Origin of the sequence: Siphonobacter sp. SORGH_AS_1065 (genome assembly GCF_030818595.1) — a bacterium.
GTDB lineage: Bacteria > Bacteroidota > Bacteroidia > Cytophagales > Spirosomataceae > Siphonobacter.
The window spans coordinates 75,974-97,534 of the sequence record NZ_JAUTAM010000004.1 but is presented as its reverse complement, the minus strand read 5'-3'; the positions used below and the strand labels follow the sequence as shown (position 1 = coordinate 97,534).

The window sequence follows — 21,561 nt, the reverse complement described above, 5'->3', positions numbered from 1 at the left end:
TAAAGGAAGAAAGTTTTGAGTTTTGTGTTTAGAGTTTTGGGTTGAAAGCCTCTACCTTTCGCAAGGCTTTCAACATTTACTAAGTATTAGTAACGAAGAGGAAACGCTATTGATTTTCACGTTAAACTCTAAACGTAATAACCCCAAACTCTAAACTCATTTATAAAACTAACGCATAATCAAGGTACTTGGTCTTGGAGGGGAGGGGTTAATTCTTTAACCGGGGATAATCCCATGTCAGCTCCGGCTTTCAGTAAAAACGGATAGGCGTATTCCCATTTGTTCGGTAGAGTTCCCTCCAGAATGGCTTCACGAATGATGGTTTTCAGCGTACCTACTTCTCTGGAAGGTTGCAGCCCGAAGACTTCCATAATCATTTCTCCGGTAACGATGGGCTGAAAATTACGGAGCTGATCGCGTTCTTCAACTTCTTTCATCAGGGCTTCCACCTTATCAAAATTGGCGAGATAACGTTTCACCCGGTTTCCGTCTTTAGAAGTAATATCAGCCCGGCAAAGCTTCATCAGATCGTCCAAATCCTCGCCAGCTTCCACCATAACTCTCCTCAATGCCGAATCTGTGATATCATCTTTGGCCAGAGCAATGGGGCGTAAGTGCAGGCGAACCAGTTTTTTCACTTTCCTCATTTCTTCACCCAAGGGCAACCGGAACTTACGGAAAATGGTAGGAACCATGCGGGCACCCATCTCTTCGTGACCGTGGAAAGTCCAGCCAATTTTGGGATGAAAACGCTTGGTTGCGGGTTTGGCAATGTCGTGCAGGATGGCCGCCCAGCGTAACCACAGGTCGTCACTCATTCGGCAGACGTTATCTAATACCTGAAGTGTGTGGTAAAAATTGTCTTTATGTCCTTTACCATCAATTTGTTCAGCACCTTTCAGGGCCACAAAATCAGGGAAAATGATTTCGAGTAAACCCGAGATTTCCAGTAACTTAAATCCATACGAAGGCGTTTGTGTTCGGATAATCTTGTTGAGTTCGTCCGTAATGCGTTCCTGAGAAATGATTTCAATACGGTCTTTCGTCCGAATTAATCCATCAAACGAATCCGGGTCAATATCAAAACCGAGCTGGGTAGCAAACCGAATGGCCCGCAGCATGCGAAGGGGGTCATCGGAAAAAGTAATATCTGGATTAAGTGGTGTCCGAATGACTTTCCGGCGTAAATCGGCCTGGCCGTCAAAAGGATCAATCAGGGTGCCAAAGTCTGCTTTATTCAGAGAAATGGCTAATGCATTGATGGTGAAATCACGACGATTCTGGTCATCTTCCAGCGATCCGTCTTCTACAATGGGTTTGCGGGAGTCGGAGCGATAGGATTCTTTACGAGCTCCGACAAATTCTACTTCCCAGCCATCAAACTTTACCTGGGCCGTGCCGAAATTTTTGAAAACGGCCAGAGAAGCCTGTTTATCGCCCGAGTTTCTGGCCACTTGCTCAGCTAGAGCGATGCCACTTCCTACGCAAACAATATCAATATCCTTGGAAGGTCGATTCAGTAACAAATCCCGTACGTAGCCGCCAATGACATAGGTTGGCAGGTTCAGTTGCTCCGCAGAGCGGGCAATGATCTGAAATACAGGATGATTTTTAATTAATTCATTCATGGCGAAAAGCCGGATCGGTGATCATTGGGCTCGCAAAAGATCTATGCGAGAACCTGATACTGTATTATTTACGGATAAATTCAAATTCACCACCCACGCCCAGTCGAACGATGCGGGAAGGTTTGCCGGAAGTCCAGCCTGCCGGAGCTGGAATTATTTCCTGAGCCGCCTGGCGGATGTCAGGAGTAATATCTTCACTTTTCTTAGGAATGGGCTGACCTGAAATTGCGGCAATTGTAGAAACGAGAGGTTTGCCGAAACTTTTTACCAGATCAAGGCAAGGGCCTGATTTCACAACGCGAATGGCAATGCTTCTGTCGGGAGCCAGCAGATTTTCGGCCACATTTTTTCCCTGAGGAAAGACTACAGTTAACGGATCTTCGGCGTATTCGATCAGGTCAAAAGCCAGATCGGGCACTTTCGCGACGTAACGATCCAGCATGGAGGTATCCCACAGCAAGATGATCAGTCCCTGCTGAGGGGGAATTTGACAGGTTTTGCGAAGTAACTCCACCGTTTCCGGTCGAGTGGCATCTCCGCTCAGTCCCCATACGGTATCGGTAGGATGAAGCACCAAGCTTCCGTTTCGCAAAGCCTGCAAGGGCATTTTGATATTCATAGTACAAAAGTAACCTCTCTTTTTGAGTTTTGAGCGGCCGTCGCTACGGTTTTGAGTTTGGAGTTTGGAGTTTGGAGTTTGGAGTTTGGAGTTTGGAGTTTGGAGTTTGGAGTTTGGAGTTTGGGAAGAGAAAACTCGTAAAGGTAAGCAAGACGTTTGGATATCGAGACCCTAACCCCGTAGGGGTTCAATATTGATAGCCCCGGATGACAATCCGGGTTTCTTATGAGATTACTTAATGGATGGACCCGGGATAAACGTTGGAGGGACCCATACGCCAATCTCCCGCCTTGACTGGTGTCTTCACCAGCCATTAATAGGAAGGCTAGTGGTTGGTGAGGACACCAACCATGGTGGATGGGAAGAGAGTTGGAAATGAAGACCTTAACCCCGTAGGGGTTCAATATGGGTAGCCCCGGGTAAAACCCGGGGTAAACGTTGGACGGGCCCATACGCTAGTCTTCCGCCTTGGCTGGTGTCCTCACCAGCCATTACTAAAAGCCTGGTAGTTGGTGAAGACACCAACCATGACGGAGTTTTGGAGTTTACAATCCCCAACAACACGCGATCATTCTATGGTCGCATCTGGGTAAGAGACGGTTAGCGTTGCTTTAGGGATTATAAATCCCTTACAGACGGCTTTCGGATTACAAATCCGAAAGAGCGTAGTTTGAAAAGAAAACAATAACCCCGGAGGGGTTAAATGTAGCGGTCTTGCTTGAAAACGAAAAACAGCTAATGGAAAACGGTACTAATGAACCGGATGCTCCAGTTTATAGAGAAAAAAGGCTTCTTTCGAAGATTGATTAGCGGCGGGAGGGTACTTCCGAAAACCCCAACTCAGGTAATATGGACCATACCAGGAAATCAGGGAAGGGTACGGGTCACGATCGATTGATTTGTTAAGTTCAGCGGGTAATAACTCGTATTCTTCAATCTTGCCTAGCGTTTTATCTTTCTGAATCTGAAGAGCCCTGACTTTGGATTCATACGTATAACTCAAGCAAAGTGTGTTGGAACTGAGCGTACTAAGTTGCACTTGTGGACTCAACAAATCGGAGGTCAAATCCTTTAATTCCATCGAGTTATCCCATACGAGTTCGCCCGAACGATTCAGGCCGCAAACCAAAGCGTGGGTATAACGGAAGGATTCATAACTATTTTGAAGGCGGCGATTGGTAACAGCCGTTGGGGTAAAAGAACTGCTGGTTTTGGTTTGGGGAAAGTAGGCTTCCGCCACCATCAGATAACCCTCCTCCGTGGGAATCAGATCCTGAATATGAAGCAGGTAATGAAATTTCAGGTCCTTGCCCAGTTTCTTTTGGGCTGCAATTTTATTTCGCATCCGTTCCTGTCGACTGGGTTTCAGGTAATTGAAGAAATTCTGTAAATCCGAAAAGGGAACGTACTGAATCTTGTTCTGTGGCTGATCGGTTACTTTGGTGAGGTATAAGCCCTGCGAATAATCCGAGCAGTTGAGTGAATAGTTGCCTACCAGCAAGGACTCCCCATTTTCCAGATGAACAATTTTAGCCGTAATCAGACTTCGGTCGGACTCGTCATTAAGGGTAGTTTTGCTCAACAAATGCCCGTCATAAGCATACGTGTACATCTGAAGCAGGCATTTTCCGCGACGATTGTACTTACTGAAAACGTGAATTTTATTTCCTTTTTCATCCACGTCCAGGTCATTGATGGTTAAATGAAAGTCAAATAATTCGGGGAGAGCCTGTGAGGTTTTATCAAAAAAACTGAAAGAAACTACTACCGGACGGTCATTATAAGTACCTCCCAAAAAGGCTTTATTACCCAGAATTTTAAATTTCGAAACAATGTCAATGGCCGGTACTTCCCCTTCAATTACTTCCATTTCGCCCGTGTCAAGGCTGGTTTTCCAGATTTGGATTTTATCAGAATCCGGGTCGCCACAGAGCCAGAATAAATGTTCGGGTGTGTGGTAAGAAAGTAAGGCTTTGTACGGTGGCTTCAGTTTAAACTCGCTTTCCCAGCGTAAAGCCAGTGTCGAATCGTAGCGACTAAACTGATAGGTATGGTTGATGCCCCGAGAGGGGTTATCAAGAATTTTAGTAACCAAAACGCCCTGACTTCCCAGGGGCAGCACTTCAAAATCGTCCGTAAGTTTATCATCCCTCAGAATTTCCAGCCGTTTAGAAGGAAGCATCTGAGCCCAGACCGAACTGGCGTACAGGCAAAAAATAACCAATAAAAGACGTTTCATAGCGGCGAAAATTAGGGTCATTACAAAGCATTCATACCCCGGTCGTAGGGCAGACCGAGGTATGAGCGAATTTACTGGAAAGGAACGGAGTGAACAAGGGTTATGCTCATTCCTTTGCATGAAATAATGGGGGAAGGGGATTCTGAAAATCAGTACTTAAGAGTGAAATAAGGGATAGTTAGGTAGGTGGAATGTAATGATCTGTTAGTTAATAGGCAGGTTCGTCGTCCTGGGGCAGGGGAATGCCTAACTGATAGGCCCAGTCCTCCCAGGGAACGTATTCCTTAAAAATCATAATCCCTACAATGACGGAGAAAATGGCCGTAATTAGTACCGCTCCTGCAGCCAGATCCTTGATTTCGCCGGCAATCTTTCGGTATTCAGGCGAAACCATATCCACGGTTTTTTCAAAAGCCGTATTGATCGCCTCTGTTACCCAAACCAGTACAATGCAGATCAGCAGGTTTACCCAGTCTTTTTTGGTAATGTTCAGATAAAAACCCATACACACCACAACCAGTGTAGCCAGCAGGTGAATCCGGGCGTTGTTTTCCGAATAAACCATGACTTTCAAACCCTTGAGGGCATAGCGAACACTTCGAAAAAACTTGGGAATGTCAATGGGCATGACGCTGGGTTTGCAAATGGTTTAAAAATAGCTTGACGCGGTTTGATGAAGTCAGAAAAGGTTTTATTATGCATACTCTCAAACAACCTTAAACGCAATCAAACGCTTTCTTTTTGCATCAAACTTAGGAGGACGAGGTAAGAAATGCCAATCATTACCGAAAATTCAAGCGTCATCAGGATCGCCTGTTTGTTGACCAGACTCTCCAGAATCTGTTGGATGAGTAAGCCCGGTTTCGTAAACGGGTGCCAGCTATTGAGCCGTTTGACCCGACCAAGGTAAATGCCGAAGCCACTTAAAGGCAATACGGCAAGCATCACGTATTCAGACCATTTCGGGATAATTCGCATCAGATTTTGCCGCATCCAGTGGAAGGATAATAATCCGCAGATCAGGCTAGTCATAGCGTAACTAAAAATCATCAAGGCATCGTGCCAGGCTGGAATGCCGCTGGAATGCTGAATGTGAATAAAATCCGTAATAACGTAAGGAGCATTCGGAAAAAATAGCAGCCAAAGTATGCCTACAGAGGCCAGTTTAAGTTTTGAGCCGGGTTCGTTCAGGGTAATGCGTTCAAACCAGAGCGAAAGAAAAAGTGGCATCCAGGCCAGGAACAGATTCCAGTTAATCATGACATACCAGCCGCCGTGGGTAATGCCAAACCGAATGGCTAGAAACGTAGCCGAAAGAACAGATAAAGCCGAGAGGCTGCCAATCTGTAAAGTGCGGGTGTGAATGAGTTGCATAAGCGAAAGGTTGAAGGTTGAATTATTTTTTTAAAGGGTGGGAGGTGAGGTGTTGATAGAGTTTCCAGTCACTATAATTCCAAGATTGCCAGGCATCTGGGTATCGTTCATACCGCTTTTGAAAAGATTCAACAGCGAAACTTAATTTATCCTCAAGACCTGGATGCGTTTCGCTGTAGGCCTGTAATTGAGGAAGATTAGAGGGGTGAAGACTGAATAAGTAGCTTAGGTCAAGACTACGGGAGTAGTTTAAATTATAGTGAGTAATAATCTTAGCCCAGGGCATCGCTACCATGAGAATAAAAACAAAGTAAGTAATCCAGCTATTCACACGAAATAGATAGGCATTGGTCTTCTTTTGGTGAATTTTTAAAAGCGTAGTGAATAATCCCAATCCTGTTAAAAGCAGCCAGATGTAAACGCCTATTCGCTTATAGGTTAGCCCATAATTTTGAACATATAACGAATTGGTATGGGTAGTAACTGCAAGTAATAAAATGTTTAGTCCAATCCACGTATAAGCCTGTTTTACTAAGGTTTGATTATTGGGAAAGAAATTCAGGTTTTTACGGAAATAGAACAAAATCAGAGTAATAGCTAATAAGATACTGATAATTAGGACATTGATCCCGTCATGAACGGATTGGGACAACTCGTATGCCGATTGAGCTTTGGAGCCTGAATAAAGAGATTGAAGTTCGACCACTAAAAAGATAGCCAGCAAACTATTCAACATAACCAGCATAATAACTCCCTGACGATACTCCCATTTTAATTGCAATAAATGGCCTTTGAATCGGGTACGAATTCGTTTTAATGTATTAGGTCTACTTAAATCACTTTCAGTAAAAGCGTTAGGAGAGTAAGGGAAGATTAAGGCTGGTATCCAGGTTAATCCTACGAGAAATAAAAAGAGGTAACCTGCGTCCAGGGTGTAAGTGGTTGAGAGAAAAGAAAAATTAGGATTAGCCCAATAATAGAGTCCATAAAAACACAGGGTAATGGCGAGTGGAGGAAGTAATAGTTGAATTTGTTTGGAAAAGCGTCGTTGATTCGTTGGCGTATCGGCCTTGGTTAACCAGTTTGCCCCGGCATTAAACGAGGCTATCCCAATGAAGCTAACGAAACCATTGAACGCAGAAACGTAAGGGGATAACTGAGCAATAGAATTGTAGCCAATCAATAACAGAATTGAAAAAATATAGAGAAAAATGGAAGTATCGCCGCCGTAGAAAGCTATAGTCATTCCACAAAGAACAGATCCCAGACTGGCTAACTGGGTATTTCTTTGCTTTAAATAATCACGGTTCCGAACGAGTAAAAGGGTCAACACCAGGACGTTAAGTGCCAGAAAATTAATTCCAAAATTCTGGTTGTAGAACAGATAGTTCTGTAAAATAATAGCGGCGATCAAAAGAAAGAATCCGTATTTCATATTAAAAAGTACTTTGAATTACAAAGTTAAAGGCTAAAAAAAATTAAGACTTGGTCGGCACTGATTTTAAAAGTGATTCCAGGGCGTTGAGGTGTTCCTGAAAGGCCTGGCGGCCCGTTTCGGTAGCCTGATAGGATGTATTGGGTTTACGACCGATAAATCCTTTTCGAATAGCAACGTATTGTACTTTTTCCAGAGCCATCAGGTGGCTGGCGAGGTTACCATCGGTTTGCTGAAGTGTTTCTTTCAGCGTATTAAATTCTACCCAATCGTTCACCATCAGCACGGACATAATGCCCAGCCGTACCCGATTCTCAAATGCTTTATTTAACTGATCAATAAAACTTTTCATAGAAATCAGACCCCAAAAGTCTGCTTATGCCCCGTATTTACGATACATGATAATACCGTACAGGATGTGGAGGACGCCAAAACCCAGGGCCCAAAATAACAGGCTAGTGCCCGTCGAGGCAAACCAACCGCAGCAAATTCCCAGGATTAATTCACATAATCCTAAATTTCTTACGTCGCTATGGGTGTATTTGCTGGCATTAATGAGTGCCATTCCATAAAAAATAAGTGTACAAGCGGCTATTAATTCCGGTGCACGGAACAGTAAAAAATAGCAGAAAAAGGCACCTGTACCCAGAGGAATGGCCATATTAATCAGTAATCGTTTGGAAGTGGCATCCCAGAGTTTCCAACCCCGCTGGCGGGCCCGACGGTTGGTAAAGTAAAGTCCGCCGACAATGGAAAGTAACATGACCCCACCAAAGTTGACCACGAAGAACTGATAAAATCCATAAGGCTTGGATACAAAAGCCTGACCAACGATAGAATCGGTACCTTCCAGGAATTTCCAGGCGGCGGCGGCTCCTAGTAGAGCTACAGTTCCAGCAAAAACTCCAGATAATCCGCTTAGGGATAAAAACCGGGAGGAACGCTCCATCATTTGACGGATTTCAGACAAGTCGCGTAAGGGTCCTTCTTCTTGGGTCATAAATCGAAGTACTTTGTATTGCAAAGTAAATAAAACCTGATTCAATAAGTCAATAGAAAAGGGAAAATTTATTTTTGGTGGATGAGTTAGGGTCGATGATAAATCCTTTGACAGATTCCTTTCGGCTGGCAAATCCGAAAAAGCAAAGAGTTAACGAAATCAACAAAATAAAACCTCAGCGGGGTTATGAAGAAAAGATTACTTGCCTCCCCATTATCCGTAAAGACTGTCATCTCGAACGAAGAGAGAGACCTTTCCTGGCGTTAGGGCGATTGACAAGCCTAGTCAAGTTCGTAGCCTTCGTAAGTTCCTTCGCTTTGCTCTGGATGGCAGATTTAGGTATCAGCATAAATGCGTCAATAGCCTGCTTGAATCCAAGGAAAGACCAACGTGAGTTCTACTTCATCTTATCTCAAAATTTTATTTTAGACTAAAAATCCAAGAGAGTGAGGATAAAGAAGAAGTAAGAAAATTGACCGACAAAACCCCGGAGGGGTTAAATATGAATAGCTTCGGTCTGGATGGACCCGGATCATAATCCGGGAAAAATTCGAAAGGAAGGCCCTAGCCTGGTATTACCCGCATTTCATATAGGGTTAGCCTACGACTAACCTATATTCAACCCTAAGCAAAAGATTACTTACCCGATCGTTGCCCAATCCAGAGACCAATCAAAACCAGAACCGTTCCGGCGGCAGTATACAGGGTAAAAGGTTCGCCGAGTAAAAACGTGGCGTAAGCAAAACCAAAAACGGGACAGAGGAAAAGAAATAGGGAAGCCCGAACGGCATCATCTTTCAGCAACTTCAGCCAAAGCTGAACCGCCGCAACGGAAACGAAAATAATTAACCACACTTCGGTAGCCCAAAAGCGGTTATCGTAATGGCTTTCCTTTTCGTGAAAAAAATAAATCAAAGGAAGACAAATCACCCCTGAAATTAGGGCCTGCCAGCCGTTGATGCTACTTCGGGATAACTTCCAGTCGATTTCAGAAAAGTAAATCGTAGCTACTGAATAGGAGAGCATACTCAGAAAAAGCAGTAATAACCCTTGTGGTGTAGCAAAGCTATTTTGAAGTAAAGGATACGTCGCTATTGCAACGCCAGCCATGCCCAAAACAATAGCAATCCATGCTTTTGAGCGAACGCTTTTACCCGTATAAAATGCAGATATAATACTGATTAGCAAAGGGTTAATGGCAATAGCCAAGCTGCCAATGCCAGCGGCCACCTGTTTCATGGCAAATACGAATAAACCCAGATAAATAACGGTATTAAGAACGGCAAATAGGAGCAACTGTAGCCATTCCTTACCCTGAGGCATTCGCTGTTTTTCAAAGGCTAATGCGTAAATCAACAAGAAAAATCCAGCCCCGAAATAACGGATATCAAACAGAACCATGGGTTCTGCCGATTGCAGCCCAAACTTGGCCGCTACGGAGGCCGATGACCACAAAGCTGCAAACAATAAGCCTGTGGCGACAAATGAATTTTTCACGATAGGAGGAAAGAAAGTATAAAAAAAGAGGCGGAATCCATCATTCCGCCTCTAACAAGTTATTCGTCGATGAATCGTTTGGTAATGGGCTGATACGAATCAATTCGCCGGTCGCGGAAATAGGGCCACGTCGTTCGAATCCGATCAGCCACTTCCAGGTCAAGTTCCTGTACGTGAACGGTTTCCTGATCGTGTGGAGCGAGGTATAATAAACCTCCGTGGGGTTTGGCAACAAAGCTACCGCCCCAGAATTCCTGATCCGCTTCGCGACCTACGCGGTTCACTGCGACTACGTAAACACCGTTCGCCACCGCGTGACTCCGCTGAATGGTTTGCCAGGCTTCGTATTGCTCTTTATTAACCTGAGGGTCGGTTTCGTTTATATCCCAGCCAATAGCGGTGGGGTAAAACAGGATATCTGCACCCATCAGAGCCGTAATGCGGGATGCTTCAGGATACCACTGATCCCAGCAGATGAGCACGCCGATTTTAGCAAATTTGGTATCAAAAACTTTATAACCTAAATCGCCGGGGGTGAAGTAAAACTTCTCGTAATAACCCGGATCATCGGGAATATGCATTTTACGGTATTTGCCCAGATAGGTACCATCCGCATCTAAAACAGCGGTTGTGTTATGGTATAAACCAGCGGCCCGTTTTTCAAACAGAGAAGCGACAATAACTACGCCCAATTCAGCCGCCAGCTTGCTCATACGGTCAGTGGTTGGACCGGGAATGGCTTCTGCCAGCGAGAAATTGTGGTGATCTTCAACGTCACAAAAATACAGCGAAGTAAAAAGCTCCTGCAAACATACGATCTGAGCACCTTTGGAAGCAGCTTCGCGAATGCCAGCTTCGGCCTTCTGAATATTGGCCTCCACATCGGCAGAGTTAGTCATCTGCACCAGGCCTACATTTACTTTTTTATTCATTTTTCTTGAACAGATTCAATCGTTATAGCTGGGTTGGACGATCTGGTTTGCCCTGTACGACCGCTTCAGAAATAACGTATAGTACTGATTTTGGTTCCGGTTTTCCGTGCGGATTTATCCGATTTTGCGTTTCGTGAAATACGTCTGCACCTCTTCTCTTCCTAAAGCATTAAATGTCATTTCCTGCGTTAGTCCACCTTTACGGGCTACGGCCACGCCATAATGCATGTCCATATAGCCGTCAATGTGGTGAGCATCAGGGTTAATGGATACTAACACGCCTTTTTCAAGAGCATAAGGAATCCATCGCCAATCCACGTCCAGTCGGTAAGGACTCGCATTAAGTTCCAAAATAACACCATTCGCCGCACATGCGTCTATTAACTTTTTGTGATCAACGGGGTACCCGGGGCGAGAAAGTAACAACCGACCCGTCGGGTGTCCAATAATAGTAGTGTACGGATTTTCGATGGCGGTAATGAGCCGCTGCATGGCCCGTTCTTCCGTCATTTTCAGATTGGAGTGAACCGATGCCACCACAAAATCAAAGGTCTTGAGCACTTCCGACGAGTAATCCAGCGAACCATCTCCCAGAATATCGGATTCAATGCCTTTAAAAATGATGAAATTCAGTCCCTCTTTCTGGAACTGGGCGTTCAGATCATCTACCTGCTGATGTTGCTGATAAACCCGCTCCTCGTTCAACCCATTGGCATACGTTGCCGACTTGGAGTGATCGGCAATGCCTAAGTACTGCAAGCCTAACTTCGCCGCCGCCCGAGCCATTTGCTCTAAGGTATGTTTTCCATCCGACCAGGTTGAGTGGTTGTGAACGGTACCTTTCAGGGCATCCCAGGTGATGAGGTTTTTGCTTTGAAAAGCAGGGTCAAATTCCAGCTCGCCATTGCGTAACTCCGGCGATAGATAGGGCATGCCCAGTTTCGTATAAATCGCTTCTTCGGAATCGTGAGGTTCCAGTAAGGCCGTTTTTAGAAGTGTAGTCGTGCCAACGGGTTGAATCAAATGTTTTTCATCCGAGGAATGCACAAAAACCTGATTAACAAATTGCTGCGGTTTAACGATTCGCACTTCTACCGGAATCGTCCGGTCCAGAAAACGGCCTCGCCAGATGAACGGGGTAGAGGCCTTTTCATCGGGCGTAAGAAACTCCAGCGTATTCAGAAACGACTGCACTTCTGCTGGTTTTTCTGCGGAAACCACCAGTTGAATCAGCTCAACAATTTCCAGCTTGCGGCGGACCTCTCCGGTAATTTCAACTTTATACTTTTTCTCTAAAGCATCAAACAATACTTCAGCTAAAACCAGAGCCGCGTCCATGCGAAGTTTAGAGGAATTGGATTGCAGGAAAAGCAGATTCGTATGAATCGTTTCCTGCGTCTTTTCGCCGAAACCCTTCAGTTTGGCAATATCTCCGTTCTCACAAGCCAATAATAGCTGCTGCGTATCAGTAATGCCCAGCTCTTTCCAGATGGTACGAATTTTCTTCGGTCCAATTCCCTTGATTCTGAACATGTCCAGAATACCTTCGGGCGTGTTAGCTAATAAATCATTGAGATCTTTTAAAGAACCCGTCGTACGGATTTCATCGATTTTCGCAGCCATACTTTTCACTACCCCGGGAATCATCGAAAGCTCTTCGATGGGGGCAGTAAGCAGGTCAACGTTAGTTTTATCGAGATTAAAAGCGGCATTCTGGTAGTTACGAATTTTAAACTCGTTTTCACCATGAAGCTCCAGCAGCTTGGTAGTCAGTTCGAAAATTTCAACTATTTCTTCGTTCGTCACGAGACAGGCAATTTTTTGAGCAAGATAAAACCCTAAAGCTGTTTTTCCTGTTTTGTGGAATGATTTTACGGGTTAATAACTAGAAATGAGCTAGTTAAGTTTAGGTTGCAGGAACAGAAAATAAAACATGCAGACAACAGAAATGACGTTACTGAAAATCAGTAATTCACAGGGATAAACCCCTAAACAATTCTTGATTTATGTCAGTTTAGTGAAAATGACGTATACATGAGCAAATAGATGTAAGATTGATTTTTAATAATTTGCATAATGAATATAAAAAAATAAATATTCTAGCAACCATATAGTCAATTTTCCAGTGTAATCTTAGGCTTTATCTGAAAAAATATATTTTTGTGAGTCTTATTTTTTATAGATATTATTCCGCCAAGTCAATATCATTATAACTATTTCAACACACTGTCAATAGTATGAAATTAGCCGTAGTAGGGACCGGATACGTGGGATTAGTCACGGGCACGTGCTTTGCCGAAACAGGAAACCAGGTGGTTTGCGTGGACATCGATGCCCGCAAAGTCGAGAAGATGAAAAGTGGGATCATCCCCATCTACGAGCCCGGTCTGGAAGAGTTATTCTTACGTAACACCGCTGAAGGCCGCCTCTCCTTCACGACTTCGTTAGCCGAAGGCATTGAAGGAGCCGAAGTGATCTTTCTGGCTCTACCCACGCCTCCCGGCGAAGACGGCTCGGCCGATCTTAAGTACATCCTGGGTGTAGCCAAAGACCTGGGCCCTTTGCTCAAACAATATACCGTCATCATCGACAAATCGACCGTTCCCGTGGGAACGGCGGAGAAAGTAAGAGCCGCCATTGCTGCAAACGCTAGCGTGGAGTTCGATGTGATCTCTAACCCTGAATTCCTTCGCGAAGGCGTAGCCGTGGAAGACTTCATGAAGCCCGACCGCGTGGTGATTGGAACGACTTCGGAGAAAGCTAAAGCGTCTATGAACCGGCTGTATGCCCCGCTGGTGCGTCAGGGCAACCCCATCATCTTCATGGACGAGCGTTCAGCCGAGATGACCAAGTACGCCGCCAATGCCTTTTTAGCGGTCAAGATTACCTTTATGAACGAGATTGCCAACCTCTGCGAGAAAGTGGGAGCCAATGTCGATGACATTCGCCGGGGCATTGGTACCGACAGCCGGATTGGCAAACGCTTTTTGTTTGCCGGGATTGGTTACGGAGGCTCGTGCTTCCCCAAAGACGTGCAGGCTCTTTCCAAGACGAGTAGCGAGCACGACTACGATTTCCAGATTCTGGATTCGGTGATGAAAGTCAACGAAGAGCAGAAGACGCGGTTGTTGCCCTCGGTACTGGAGTACTTTGGCGGAGACGTCAAGGGCAAGACGATTGCCGTATGGGGCTTGGCCTTCAAACCCTACACCGACGACATCCGGGAAGCTCCGGCCTTGTATAACATGCGAGAACTGCTGGCGGCGGGGGCTCACGTGAAGGCGTATGATCCCGAGGCGATGGAGAACGTAGCGAATCTAGCGGATCTGGGCTCGAAGGTGACCTTCACCAAAGATGCCTATTCGGCGTTAGTGGATGCCGATGCGTTGATGATTATGACGGAGTGGCCTCAGTTTAGAACGCCGGATTTTGAGAAGCTCGAAGCCCGGTTGAAAAACAAGGTGATCTTCGATGGCCGTAACGTCTATGAACTCGAAGACATGAAAGAGAGAGGCTATACTTACTTCTCCATTGGTCGTCAGAAAATTAATTAATACCTACCTAGAAGCGGAAAGAACCCAGTATCTTTCCGCTTCAATTCTTTTCTTTTAGAAACTTATGAAACGTGTGTTAATCACCGGAGCCGCCGGTTTTTTGGGCTCTCACTTAAGTGATCGCTTCATTAAAGAAGGGTACTACGTTATCGGGATGGACAATCTGGTCACGGGTGATCTCAAAAATATTGAACACCTCCGTTCGTTGCCCCAATTCGAATTTATTCACCACGATGTATCCAACCACATTGATGTTTCGGGTGAACTGGATTACATCCTGCACTTTGCCAGTCCAGCTAGTCCAATTGACTACCTCAAGATTCCGATCCAGACCTTGAAAGTAGGATCACTCGGCACGCACAACTGTCTGGGTTTGGCTAAAGCCAAAGGAGCCCGGATTCTGGTGGCATCCACTTCGGAAGTGTACGGCGATCCGCTGGTACACCCGCAAACGGAAGATTACTGGGGTCACGTAAACCCGATTGGTCCTCGTGGGGTGTATGATGAAGCAAAACGTTTTCAGGAAGCGATCACGATGGCCTACCACCGTTACCACGGCATAGAGACTCGCATTGTTCGCATCTTTAATACCTACGGTCCCCGGATGCGTCTAAACGACGGTCGCGTATTACCCGCTTTCATTGGTCAGGCTCTACGTGGCGAAGATTTAACGGTATTCGGTGATGGTTCGCAAACGCGTTCTTTCTGTTACGTAGATGACCTCATCGAAGGCATTTACCGATTGCTCATGAGCGATTATGCTGAACCCGTGAACATTGGTAACCCCGGCGAAATCACGATCAAGCAATTCGGTGAAGAAATCATCAAACTAACCGGAACGAAACAACAGTTGATTCTCAAGCCTCTGCCGCAGGATGATCCCAAGCAGCGTCGTCCGGACATTACCCGTGCTCAGCAGATTTTGGGTTGGGAGCCTCAGATCAGTCGCGAAGAAGGGCTGAAACGCACCTACGAATACTTCAAGACCCTGCCCGAAGAGGAATTGTACAAGGCAGCAAACTATCGTTTCGGTACCCCTTACGAACAAGGCAGCCACACGATTAGCAAATAACAGTACCTAGTATTGATACAGGAAAAGGCCAGCAATCGCTGGCCTTTTCCTGTATTGAACGAATGAGTAATCAAGTTAATGATGACCGTTCATTCCACCGCCATTTACACTGGTTTGGCGGTCAATGGAAGAGGGTAATACGTGCCCCTGTTCTATAAATTTAGGCTCAACTTTTTCAGGTTCCGTATGCTCCCGACTAGAAGTGCCTTTCGCCAGTCCATCTTTAAACGAAGCCACCCGGCGACCGATTTCCGCATTTTTCTGATCTTCTTCCAACCTACGAATGTGATCTCGCAATTCCTGGCGGCGGTCGTTTAGTTCAGTAATGGGAGTGAGGTAATGGAGTTTGTTTTCCAGGGTTCCTTTCTGAATTAAATGCTCCGCAAGACCGTTTTCAATAGTGGCTAATTCCCCTAATTTTTGGAGACGAAGTTTGCGTAACCGCTTCAGTCGCGGTCCGGCCTGTAACCATCGGAACCAGAATCCTTGAAGGATGGGAAAAGAAACCCCGAGGCAAACGGCCCCTGCCACCGCAAATAGCACCCCCGAAAGTACGAACGATGCCAATGCAAACGGACTCGTGACTAAGCCCTGATTCAGTACATCGACCTGCTGCATCTGTTTTTCTACCTGTAAAATGGCAGAAGCAGAGTTAGGGTCGGCCTGCTGAATCTGAAGGTTCTTGATGTTCTGAGTAATAGCTTGTTTCATTTTGTCGGTTCGGTACGCTTCGTAACGGAACCAACCCAGAATGAATAAGGTAAGCACAGAAAAGACAGCCAATGTAATTTTGAAAGCTGCGTACAACTTCTGACTTTTCTCCTGATTCTGTAAATAAGGCCCCTCAATCAGACGGTCGTAAACGGGCTTTAATAAGACCGAGACCATCGCCAGACCAACGGCAAAAAACCAGGCTTCGGTCTGGTTACGAATGTTGAGGGCGTAGGCAACAATTTCGTGCGAGATAATTAAATCCCCCGCCACGAATGAAACACCAGCGACAAAATACAGAATCCCCGCAAATAGCGAATACTTGGGAGCGGCTTTCTGATAGCGTTCTTCCAGTGAAGTAATGTCCTGCTCGGTTTCCGCAATACGTTTACTTTGCCTTTCAACTTCTTTGTTAATTCCGTCAATTTTTACCAGATGCTGCTGGAGGGAAGCAAAAGCTTGCTGTTGATCCTGACGCGTTTGCCGGATTTCGCTGTCAACTTCGCGTAGTTCCTGTTGGTAAGAAACAATCTGGTTTTGTAACCGATCCGCATTCACGGTATTGGTTACAAAATCTGCATAAGCATCCGGGTTTACTTGCTCTAAGCCACTGCTATAGCCACGATGAAAATCCTGATTTTGCGAATCATCGGGGTTGTTCAGGGGTGGTTGTGTCATGATTTCTACGTTTTAAATGGGTCAATCGATTCTTCCATCCAATCCGGTTACGGGGTAGGGAAAAGGCAATGATTAGCACAGAAGAATGTAGAATTGTTTCGTAGAAAATGAAGCAGGATTAATGGAACAGCGGTGACACTAGATATATAAACGAAAAAAACGCCTTTCCCGTTGAGTAAGGTTCGAAAAAACTTAGAAATGCAAAAGAGCAGAAGGCAGACTTAAACGCCAAATAACTGTTTCAGAACCATCCACAAAGCCTTTTTCTTGGCTTTATCTTCATGGAAGTCTTTCAGGTGATCGACCATCACGAAATTGATATCCTGTACATTTCGAACCTGATAGGGCATCAGGAAAATCTGCAAACCAATCTTCTTCAGGGGAACGCCAAAGGTTAATACATGGTGCACCATTTTCCCACTTAAAAGATTCTGATGTTCTGAAACGGAAACCTGAGCAAGATCCAGTAAGTCAATGGTATCCAGTGAAAGATTGACCGATTTAAGGATATTCTGGAGCAAGTCTAAATCCTGCAAGGAAGGGTTCTCTGTCAATAGTAAAACCTGATGGCTAAGTTGAATCGGCTTAGGTTCAGCAGGTTTGACAGGTGGGGTAACTGGTTCAGGTGGCGTAACCACAGGGGGCGTTACTACTGCCGCTGCCGGAGTTTCGGCTTCTACCGGTTTTTCAATGATTTCCTCAACAAAAGGTACCGTAGGTGTCACCTCTTCTACCGAACTAACTTCTTCCTGCGTAGTTTCCTGAACTGAAATATCTGAAGAAATCAGAAAAAGCTGCTCCTGCGAAAAGAGTTGCTGTAAAAAAGCCGTATCACCCGAACCGTTCATCATGCCGCAAAAATACGGAGAGATTGGCAAGAAGCTTTCATTGAAACCAGGTTTAAGCCTGAAAATTGAATTTGGAGTGAGGTTAACTCAAAACGCTAAACCGAAAACTCCCGTATCTTTGCCGCCTGATTCTGATACCGGGCTGCAACCAAACTTCCCACAGCAATCGTAACACTGATGACACCCAAAGAACAAGGTTTTTTCTTTCCTGCTGAGTGGCACCCACACCGGGCTACCTGGCTGACTTTCCCGCATAACGACCACTCCTGGCAGGGAGACAAACTTGCCGGTATGCGTCCGCAGTATATTCAATTTATTAAAGCTATTTCTCAGGGCGAAAAAGTTTGCATTAATGCCAATAGCGAAGCCCTTAAAACGCAAATTATCGGCTGGTTAACCGAGGCAGGCGTTGATCTTAATCAGATTGAATTTTTGATTAACCCTACCAACGATGCCTGGTGCCGCGACCACGGTCCAGCTTTTCTGATTAACTCCGAAACTAAACAACGCCAGATTGTAAACTGGGGCTATAACGCCTGGGGTGGTAAGTATCCACCGTATTCGGATGATGATGCTCTGCCTGTTAAAATTGCGGCCTATCTGGATTTGCCTTACGTATCACCAGGAGTGATTATGGAGGGGGGATCGGTTGAATTCAACGGAGCGGGAACGGTATTAACTTCCAAATCCTGTTTACTCAATCCTAACCGTAATCCCCATTTAACTCAGGGCCAGATCGAGCAATACCTGTGCGATTATTATGGCATGGAGCAGGTATTATGGGTAGAAGATGGCATCGTCGGTGATGATACGGACGGACACATTGATGATACTACTCGTTTCGTAAATGAAGATACCGTTGTGGCTTGCGTGGAAACAGATCGGAATGATGAGAACTTTGAAGTGTTAAATACGAACCTTCAAATGCTTAAAGAAATGCGTCTGTTGAATGGTAAACAATTAAATATCATTGAGTTACCGATGCCCAAGCCCGTTTATATCAATGATTTTCGTACGCCCGGCAGTTACGCCAACTTCCTGATTTGTAATGCAGGGGTGATCGTTCCGGTGTTTGATAACCCTAATGATCAAATGGCGATTGATATTCTGGAAAAGGCATTTCCGACGCAGAAAGTGATTCCTTTGTTGGCTAATGAAATCATTTGGGGGCAGGGAAGCTTCCACTGTCTAAGCCAGCAGGAACCTTTGGTTTAGACGATACCGAATAAACGCCAGCGAAAAAGCTAGTACACCGATGCTAGCTTTTTCCGCTGGCACTCTGTCCTGTATTATTGAAAGCCTTACTCTGGGTTTAGACGATATTGAGTGAATGTCAGCGAAAAAGCTACTATGCCGATGCCAGCTTTTTCGCTGGCATCTCTTGCCTCTGCCATGGAAAGCATTGCCTTATGAGTAGAGGATACTGAAAAAATGCCAGTCCAGCGAAAAGCCTTGCATCTCTCGTTTCTGTCATGGAAAGCCTTGTTATAAGGAAAAAATGCCAGCCTAACTTATTACCAAAACTTTAAAAACCTATGATTAACTACAACGGGCGGCGTTTCCGAACAGCCGTTAATACTGAAAATGGGGAAGTAAATAATGAAACCATTTTTAACTATTACCAGCAAAATGGAGAGGTATGGGCCGATTATGCGGGTGGTTCCGTCATTCGTGGTTCGATTATTGGGAAGGTAACTGAAGAAGGAGCCATTGACATGGTGTATCATCATCTGAGCGAAACGGGTGAATTGCGAGCCGGAAAGTGTCACTCCGTGCCTGAAGTTATGAACAATGGAAAAATCCGTTTGCACGAAACCTGGCAGTGGACTTCCGGCGATGCTTCCTCGGGTCAGTCTATCATTGAAGAGATTTAATAAAGTTCTTATCAGTATTTAAGCATACATAGTTAGTTTTTAAAACGTTAACTATCATTCTAAAAACTAATAGCTACTTACCCTGTGTTGTCCCGACCTATTTATTTCCTGTTTTTCCTGATAAGCCTGACGGCCTGCAAAAACCAGAGCCGACGCTCATCAGTTGCGGTGAAGTTTCAGCCGACTTCCTTGAAAGCAGTCACCATTCAGGAGAAAATTACCCGTCAGGATGAACTCATGTTGGCGTATACCCTGAGCGTACTCGATGAAAATAACCATCTCATCAATACCCAAAATGGTGCCTGGGGTGTACAGCGAACTAAAAAAGGCGATCAGTTTACGGCTTTTCCGGGTTTAAGCATTGAAGTGCCGCCGAAGAGTCGGGTAGTAGCCACTGTCGTATTAATGGAAATTGACGATTACAGCAAAGCTCAGAAACTGGTTACCGATATTCGAAAATATACGGGTTACGCCGGAGCGGCAGCGAGTTTATTACAGGTAACCGAACTGACCAATCCGGTGGGTTATTTTCTGTTATCGCTTCAGGCGGCGGGATTGGTATTAAATAATTCCAACCGAATTGATCCCGACGATTTGTTAGGGTCTTTCAGCCGAACGTATACCTACGAAGAGGTAGCGAAAATGACAGTTACGCAAACTATTCCGCTGAAATTCAGTGCTGATACTCGCTTTGACAGCTATGAATATCAGTTGAATTTTCAGATTTCCCGGCAATCACGCTAGAGTTTTACCGATGGGGCTGGCCCCTCCCTAACTTAGAAAAATAGGTCACTACGCGGAGTTTCGCTATCTTTGAGCAATAATTTGGCCCGAATTTCGGTTATGCTCGGATGAACCCCAATTGCTCAGGTATGTATAAATCACTTCGGTGGATCGCTTTGGTTTTTTGCTTTCAGGATTTTACTGCTTTCGCTCAACAATCCAATGATCCAGTTTTGATTACCATCGGCCCTAAAAAGGTTACGGTGAGTGAATTCATGTATCATTACAAGAAAAACCCGGTCGGAGCTGACAGCCTAACCGAATCCGCCGGAATTCGAGAATATCTTCCCCTTTTTATTAATTATAAACTCAAAGTACTGGCGGGCGAAAGTCGGGGAATTGATACCACCGCTGACTTTAAAGAAGAATTAGCTGGCTATCGCAAAGTGTCGGCTCAGTCCTTTATTACGGATAAAAAAGTAACGGAGGCGTTGGTAAGAGAAGCGTACGAAAGGCTGAAAGAAGAAGTCAATGCGTCGCATATCCTGCTGGAAGTAGCCCCTAATGCTTCACCCGAAGACACCTTACGCATTTACAACCAGGCTCTTTCTATCCGTGATCGGATCAACAAGGGAGAACCTTTCGAAGAATTAGCCAAACAGTTTTCCAAAGATCCTTACGCCGCTAAAAATGGTGGAACCTTAGGCTGGTTTACGGGTTTACAAATGGTTTATCCCTTTGAAACGGCTGCTTATACTACCAAGAAAGGTGAAATCTCGATGCCCGTCCGCACCAAGTTCGGTTACCATCTGATTCGGGTGAATGACCGTCGGAGTAGTCAGGGAAATATTCAGGTAGCTCATCTGTTTGTTCGCGTACCGGGGCATGCTACGGATGCGGATAAAATGACGGCCAAGACAAAAATTGAGGAAGCTTACGGCGAACTGCAACGCGGCGTTCCGTTTGATGCCGTAGTGAAACAGTTTTCGGAAGATGCCAGCACGAAAAATGCTGGAGGAGTAATGCAGCCCTTTGGAACGGGTAAAATGTTACCTCCATTTGAAGAAGCCGCGTTTGCTTTAAAGAAAGAAGGAGCGTATTCGGCCCCATTTCAGACGCCTTATGGCTGGCATATATTAAAGCTGGTAAAGCGGATTCCGCTACTTGATTACGAAGAAATGGTAGGGTACTTACGGACGAAAGTGCAGTCAGACGAGCGTTCGAATGTGAGCAAGTCAGCAGTAATTCGCCGAATTAAGCAGGAGAATAAATTTGAGGAGAATAAAACGGCATTAGCTGCCGCTCTGGAAAAAGCTACGCCTTTGCTGGCAGACGGAAAATGGCAGGCCCACGAATGATCAGAATCTCAACGGGCAG

General features: G+C 45.2%; 20 protein-coding genes. 7 read left to right on the top strand and 13 right to left on the bottom strand.

Annotated elements, in window-relative coordinates; genetic code table 11:
- Positions 1 to 179: 179 nt before the first annotated feature.
- The 11 genes from QE390_RS01285 to polX all read right to left on the bottom strand — a co-directional run bounded on the left by QE390_RS01285 (position 180) and on the right by polX (position 12,530).
- Complete coding sequence (locus tag QE390_RS01285; RefSeq protein WP_307140783.1) at positions 180 to 1,628, bottom strand: CCA tRNA nucleotidyltransferase; 1,449 nt, start codon at positions 1,626 to 1,628, stop codon at positions 180 to 182.
- Between the two features lie 64 nt (positions 1,629 to 1,692).
- A complete protein-coding gene (locus QE390_RS01280) occupies positions 1,693 to 2,247 on the bottom strand; it encodes an L-threonylcarbamoyladenylate synthase (RefSeq protein WP_307140782.1) in 555 nt (184 codons plus the stop codon).
- A 751-nt stretch (positions 2,248 to 2,998) separates the two neighbouring features.
- Positions 2,999 to 4,486 (bottom strand): hypothetical protein, encoded by a 1,488-nt coding sequence (locus QE390_RS01275; protein WP_307140781.1) that lies wholly within the window; start codon positions 4,484 to 4,486, stop codon positions 2,999 to 3,001.
- 208 nt (positions 4,487 to 4,694) lie between these two features.
- A complete protein-coding gene (locus tag QE390_RS01270; RefSeq protein ID WP_106635688.1) occupies positions 4,695 to 5,114 on the bottom strand; it encodes a diacylglycerol kinase family protein in 420 nt (139 codons plus the stop codon).
- 98 nt (positions 5,115 to 5,212) lie between these two features.
- Positions 5,213 to 5,860 carry a DUF1361 domain-containing protein gene (locus tag QE390_RS01265; protein ID WP_106635689.1) on the bottom strand — a complete coding sequence of 216 codons (648 nt, stop codon included), beginning with the start codon at positions 5,858 to 5,860 and terminating at the stop codon, positions 5,213 to 5,215.
- Positions 5,861 to 5,882: 22 nt separating this feature from the next.
- On the bottom strand, positions 5,883 to 7,295 hold the full coding sequence (locus tag QE390_RS01260) for a DUF4173 domain-containing protein (RefSeq protein WP_307140780.1): 1,413 nt from the start codon (positions 7,293 to 7,295) through the stop codon (positions 5,883 to 5,885).
- A gap of 43 nt (positions 7,296 to 7,338) precedes the next feature.
- Positions 7,339 to 7,647: a transcriptional regulator gene (locus QE390_RS01255; protein WP_106635691.1), complete on the bottom strand. Its 309-nt coding sequence runs from the start codon at positions 7,645 to 7,647 to the stop codon at positions 7,339 to 7,341.
- Positions 7,648 to 7,671: 24 nt separating this feature from the next.
- Complete coding sequence (locus QE390_RS01250) at positions 7,672 to 8,295, bottom strand: hypothetical protein (protein ID WP_106635939.1); 624 nt, start codon at positions 8,293 to 8,295, stop codon at positions 7,672 to 7,674.
- 636 nt (positions 8,296 to 8,931) lie between these two features.
- Positions 8,932 to 9,792, bottom strand: coding sequence for a DMT family transporter (locus QE390_RS01245; RefSeq protein WP_232793588.1), 861 nt, complete (start codon positions 9,790 to 9,792; stop codon positions 8,932 to 8,934).
- Positions 9,793 to 9,851: 59 nt separating this feature from the next.
- Positions 9,852 to 10,724 carry a carbon-nitrogen hydrolase gene (locus tag QE390_RS01240; RefSeq protein WP_307140779.1) on the bottom strand — a complete coding sequence of 291 codons (873 nt, stop codon included), beginning with the start codon at positions 10,722 to 10,724 and terminating at the stop codon, positions 9,852 to 9,854.
- A 114-nt stretch (positions 10,725 to 10,838) separates the two neighbouring features.
- Positions 10,839 to 12,530: a DNA polymerase/3'-5' exonuclease PolX gene (polX, locus tag QE390_RS01235; RefSeq protein WP_307140778.1), complete on the bottom strand. Its 1,692-nt coding sequence runs from the start codon at positions 12,528 to 12,530 to the stop codon at positions 10,839 to 10,841.
- A 431-nt stretch (positions 12,531 to 12,961) separates the two neighbouring features.
- Between polX and QE390_RS01230 the strand changes: the two genes are divergently transcribed.
- Positions 12,962 to 14,278, top strand: a complete 1,317-nt coding sequence (locus QE390_RS01230) for a UDP-glucose/GDP-mannose dehydrogenase family protein (protein WP_307140777.1) — start codon at positions 12,962 to 12,964, stop codon at positions 14,276 to 14,278.
- A gap of 64 nt (positions 14,279 to 14,342) precedes the next feature.
- Complete coding sequence (locus QE390_RS01225; RefSeq protein WP_307140776.1) at positions 14,343 to 15,350, top strand: UDP-glucuronic acid decarboxylase family protein; 1,008 nt, start codon at positions 14,343 to 14,345, stop codon at positions 15,348 to 15,350.
- 75 nt (positions 15,351 to 15,425) lie between these two features.
- Here the strand turns inward: QE390_RS01225 and QE390_RS01220 are convergent, their stop codons facing one another.
- Positions 15,426 to 16,739: a hypothetical protein gene (locus QE390_RS01220; protein ID WP_307140775.1), complete on the bottom strand. Its 1,314-nt coding sequence runs from the start codon at positions 16,737 to 16,739 to the stop codon at positions 15,426 to 15,428.
- Between the two features lie 221 nt (positions 16,740 to 16,960).
- A complete protein-coding gene (locus QE390_RS01215; RefSeq protein WP_307140774.1) occupies positions 16,961 to 17,590 on the bottom strand; it encodes a DNA polymerase III subunit psi in 630 nt (209 codons plus the stop codon).
- Here QE390_RS01215 and QE390_RS01210 point away from each other — a divergent pair.
- The 5 genes from QE390_RS01210 to QE390_RS01190 all read left to right on the top strand — a co-directional run bounded on the left by QE390_RS01210 (position 17,589) and on the right by QE390_RS01190 (position 21,542).
- Complete coding sequence (locus QE390_RS01210) at positions 17,589 to 17,759, top strand: hypothetical protein (protein WP_157830223.1); 171 nt, start codon at positions 17,589 to 17,591, stop codon at positions 17,757 to 17,759. The two genes, QE390_RS01215 and QE390_RS01210, sit on opposite strands and share 2 nt — an antisense overlap.
- A gap of 5 nt (positions 17,760 to 17,764) precedes the next feature.
- Entirely contained in the window at positions 17,765 to 18,802 is a 1,038-nt protein-coding gene (locus QE390_RS01205) for an agmatine/peptidylarginine deiminase (protein ID WP_307140773.1), read from the top strand.
- A gap of 320 nt (positions 18,803 to 19,122) precedes the next feature.
- Positions 19,123 to 19,461 carry a n-acetylglutamate synthase gene (locus QE390_RS01200; RefSeq protein ID WP_307140772.1) on the top strand — a complete coding sequence of 113 codons (339 nt, stop codon included), beginning with the start codon at positions 19,123 to 19,125 and terminating at the stop codon, positions 19,459 to 19,461.
- Between the two features lie 84 nt (positions 19,462 to 19,545).
- Entirely contained in the window at positions 19,546 to 20,205 is a 660-nt protein-coding gene (locus QE390_RS01195) for a hypothetical protein (RefSeq protein WP_307140771.1), read from the top strand.
- Between the two features lie 128 nt (positions 20,206 to 20,333).
- Entirely contained in the window at positions 20,334 to 21,542 is a 1,209-nt protein-coding gene (locus tag QE390_RS01190) for a peptidylprolyl isomerase (RefSeq protein WP_307140770.1), read from the top strand.
- The last annotated feature ends 19 nt before the right edge of the window (positions 21,543 to 21,561 follow it).

Bases quoted from the DNA above. Each gene is read 5' to 3' on its own strand.
- QE390_RS01285 (WP_307140783.1), bottom strand. From the start codon at position 1,628: ATGAATGAATTAATTAAAAATCATCCTGTATTTCAGATCATTGCCCGC.
- QE390_RS01280 (WP_307140782.1), bottom strand. From the start codon at position 2,247: ATGAATATCAAAATGCCCTTGCAGGCTTTGCGAAACGGAAGCTTGGTG.
- QE390_RS01275 (WP_307140781.1), bottom strand. From the start codon at position 4,486: ATGAAACGTCTTTTATTGGTTATTTTTTGCCTGTACGCCAGTTCGGTC.
- QE390_RS01270 (WP_106635688.1), bottom strand. From the start codon at position 5,114: ATGCCCATTGACATTCCCAAGTTTTTTCGAAGTGTTCGCTATGCCCTC.
- QE390_RS01265 (WP_106635689.1), bottom strand. From the start codon at position 5,860: ATGCAACTCATTCACACCCGCACTTTACAGATTGGCAGCCTCTCGGCT.
- QE390_RS01260 (WP_307140780.1), bottom strand. From the start codon at position 7,295: ATGAAATACGGATTCTTTCTTTTGATCGCCGCTATTATTTTACAGAAC.
- QE390_RS01255 (WP_106635691.1), bottom strand. From the start codon at position 7,647: ATGAAAAGTTTTATTGATCAGTTAAATAAAGCATTTGAGAATCGGGTA.
- QE390_RS01250 (WP_106635939.1), bottom strand. From the start codon at position 8,295: ATGACCCAAGAAGAAGGACCCTTACGCGACTTGTCTGAAATCCGTCAA.
- QE390_RS01240 (WP_307140779.1), bottom strand. From the start codon at position 10,724: ATGAATAAAAAAGTAAATGTAGGCCTGGTGCAGATGACTAACTCTGCC.
- QE390_RS01230 (WP_307140777.1), top strand. From the start codon at position 12,962: ATGAAATTAGCCGTAGTAGGGACCGGATACGTGGGATTAGTCACGGGC.
- QE390_RS01225 (WP_307140776.1), top strand. From the start codon at position 14,343: ATGAAACGTGTGTTAATCACCGGAGCCGCCGGTTTTTTGGGCTCTCAC.
- QE390_RS01220 (WP_307140775.1), bottom strand. From the start codon at position 16,739: ATGACACAACCACCCCTGAACAACCCCGATGATTCGCAAAATCAGGAT.
- QE390_RS01210 (WP_157830223.1), top strand. From the start codon at position 17,589: ATGCCGCAAAAATACGGAGAGATTGGCAAGAAGCTTTCATTGAAACCA.
- QE390_RS01215 (WP_307140774.1), bottom strand. From the start codon at position 17,590: ATGATGAACGGTTCGGGTGATACGGCTTTTTTACAGCAACTCTTTTCG.
- QE390_RS01205 (WP_307140773.1), top strand. From the start codon at position 17,765: ATGACACCCAAAGAACAAGGTTTTTTCTTTCCTGCTGAGTGGCACCCA.
- QE390_RS01200 (WP_307140772.1), top strand. From the start codon at position 19,123: ATGATTAACTACAACGGGCGGCGTTTCCGAACAGCCGTTAATACTGAA.
- QE390_RS01190 (WP_307140770.1), top strand. From the start codon at position 20,334: ATGTATAAATCACTTCGGTGGATCGCTTTGGTTTTTTGCTTTCAGGAT.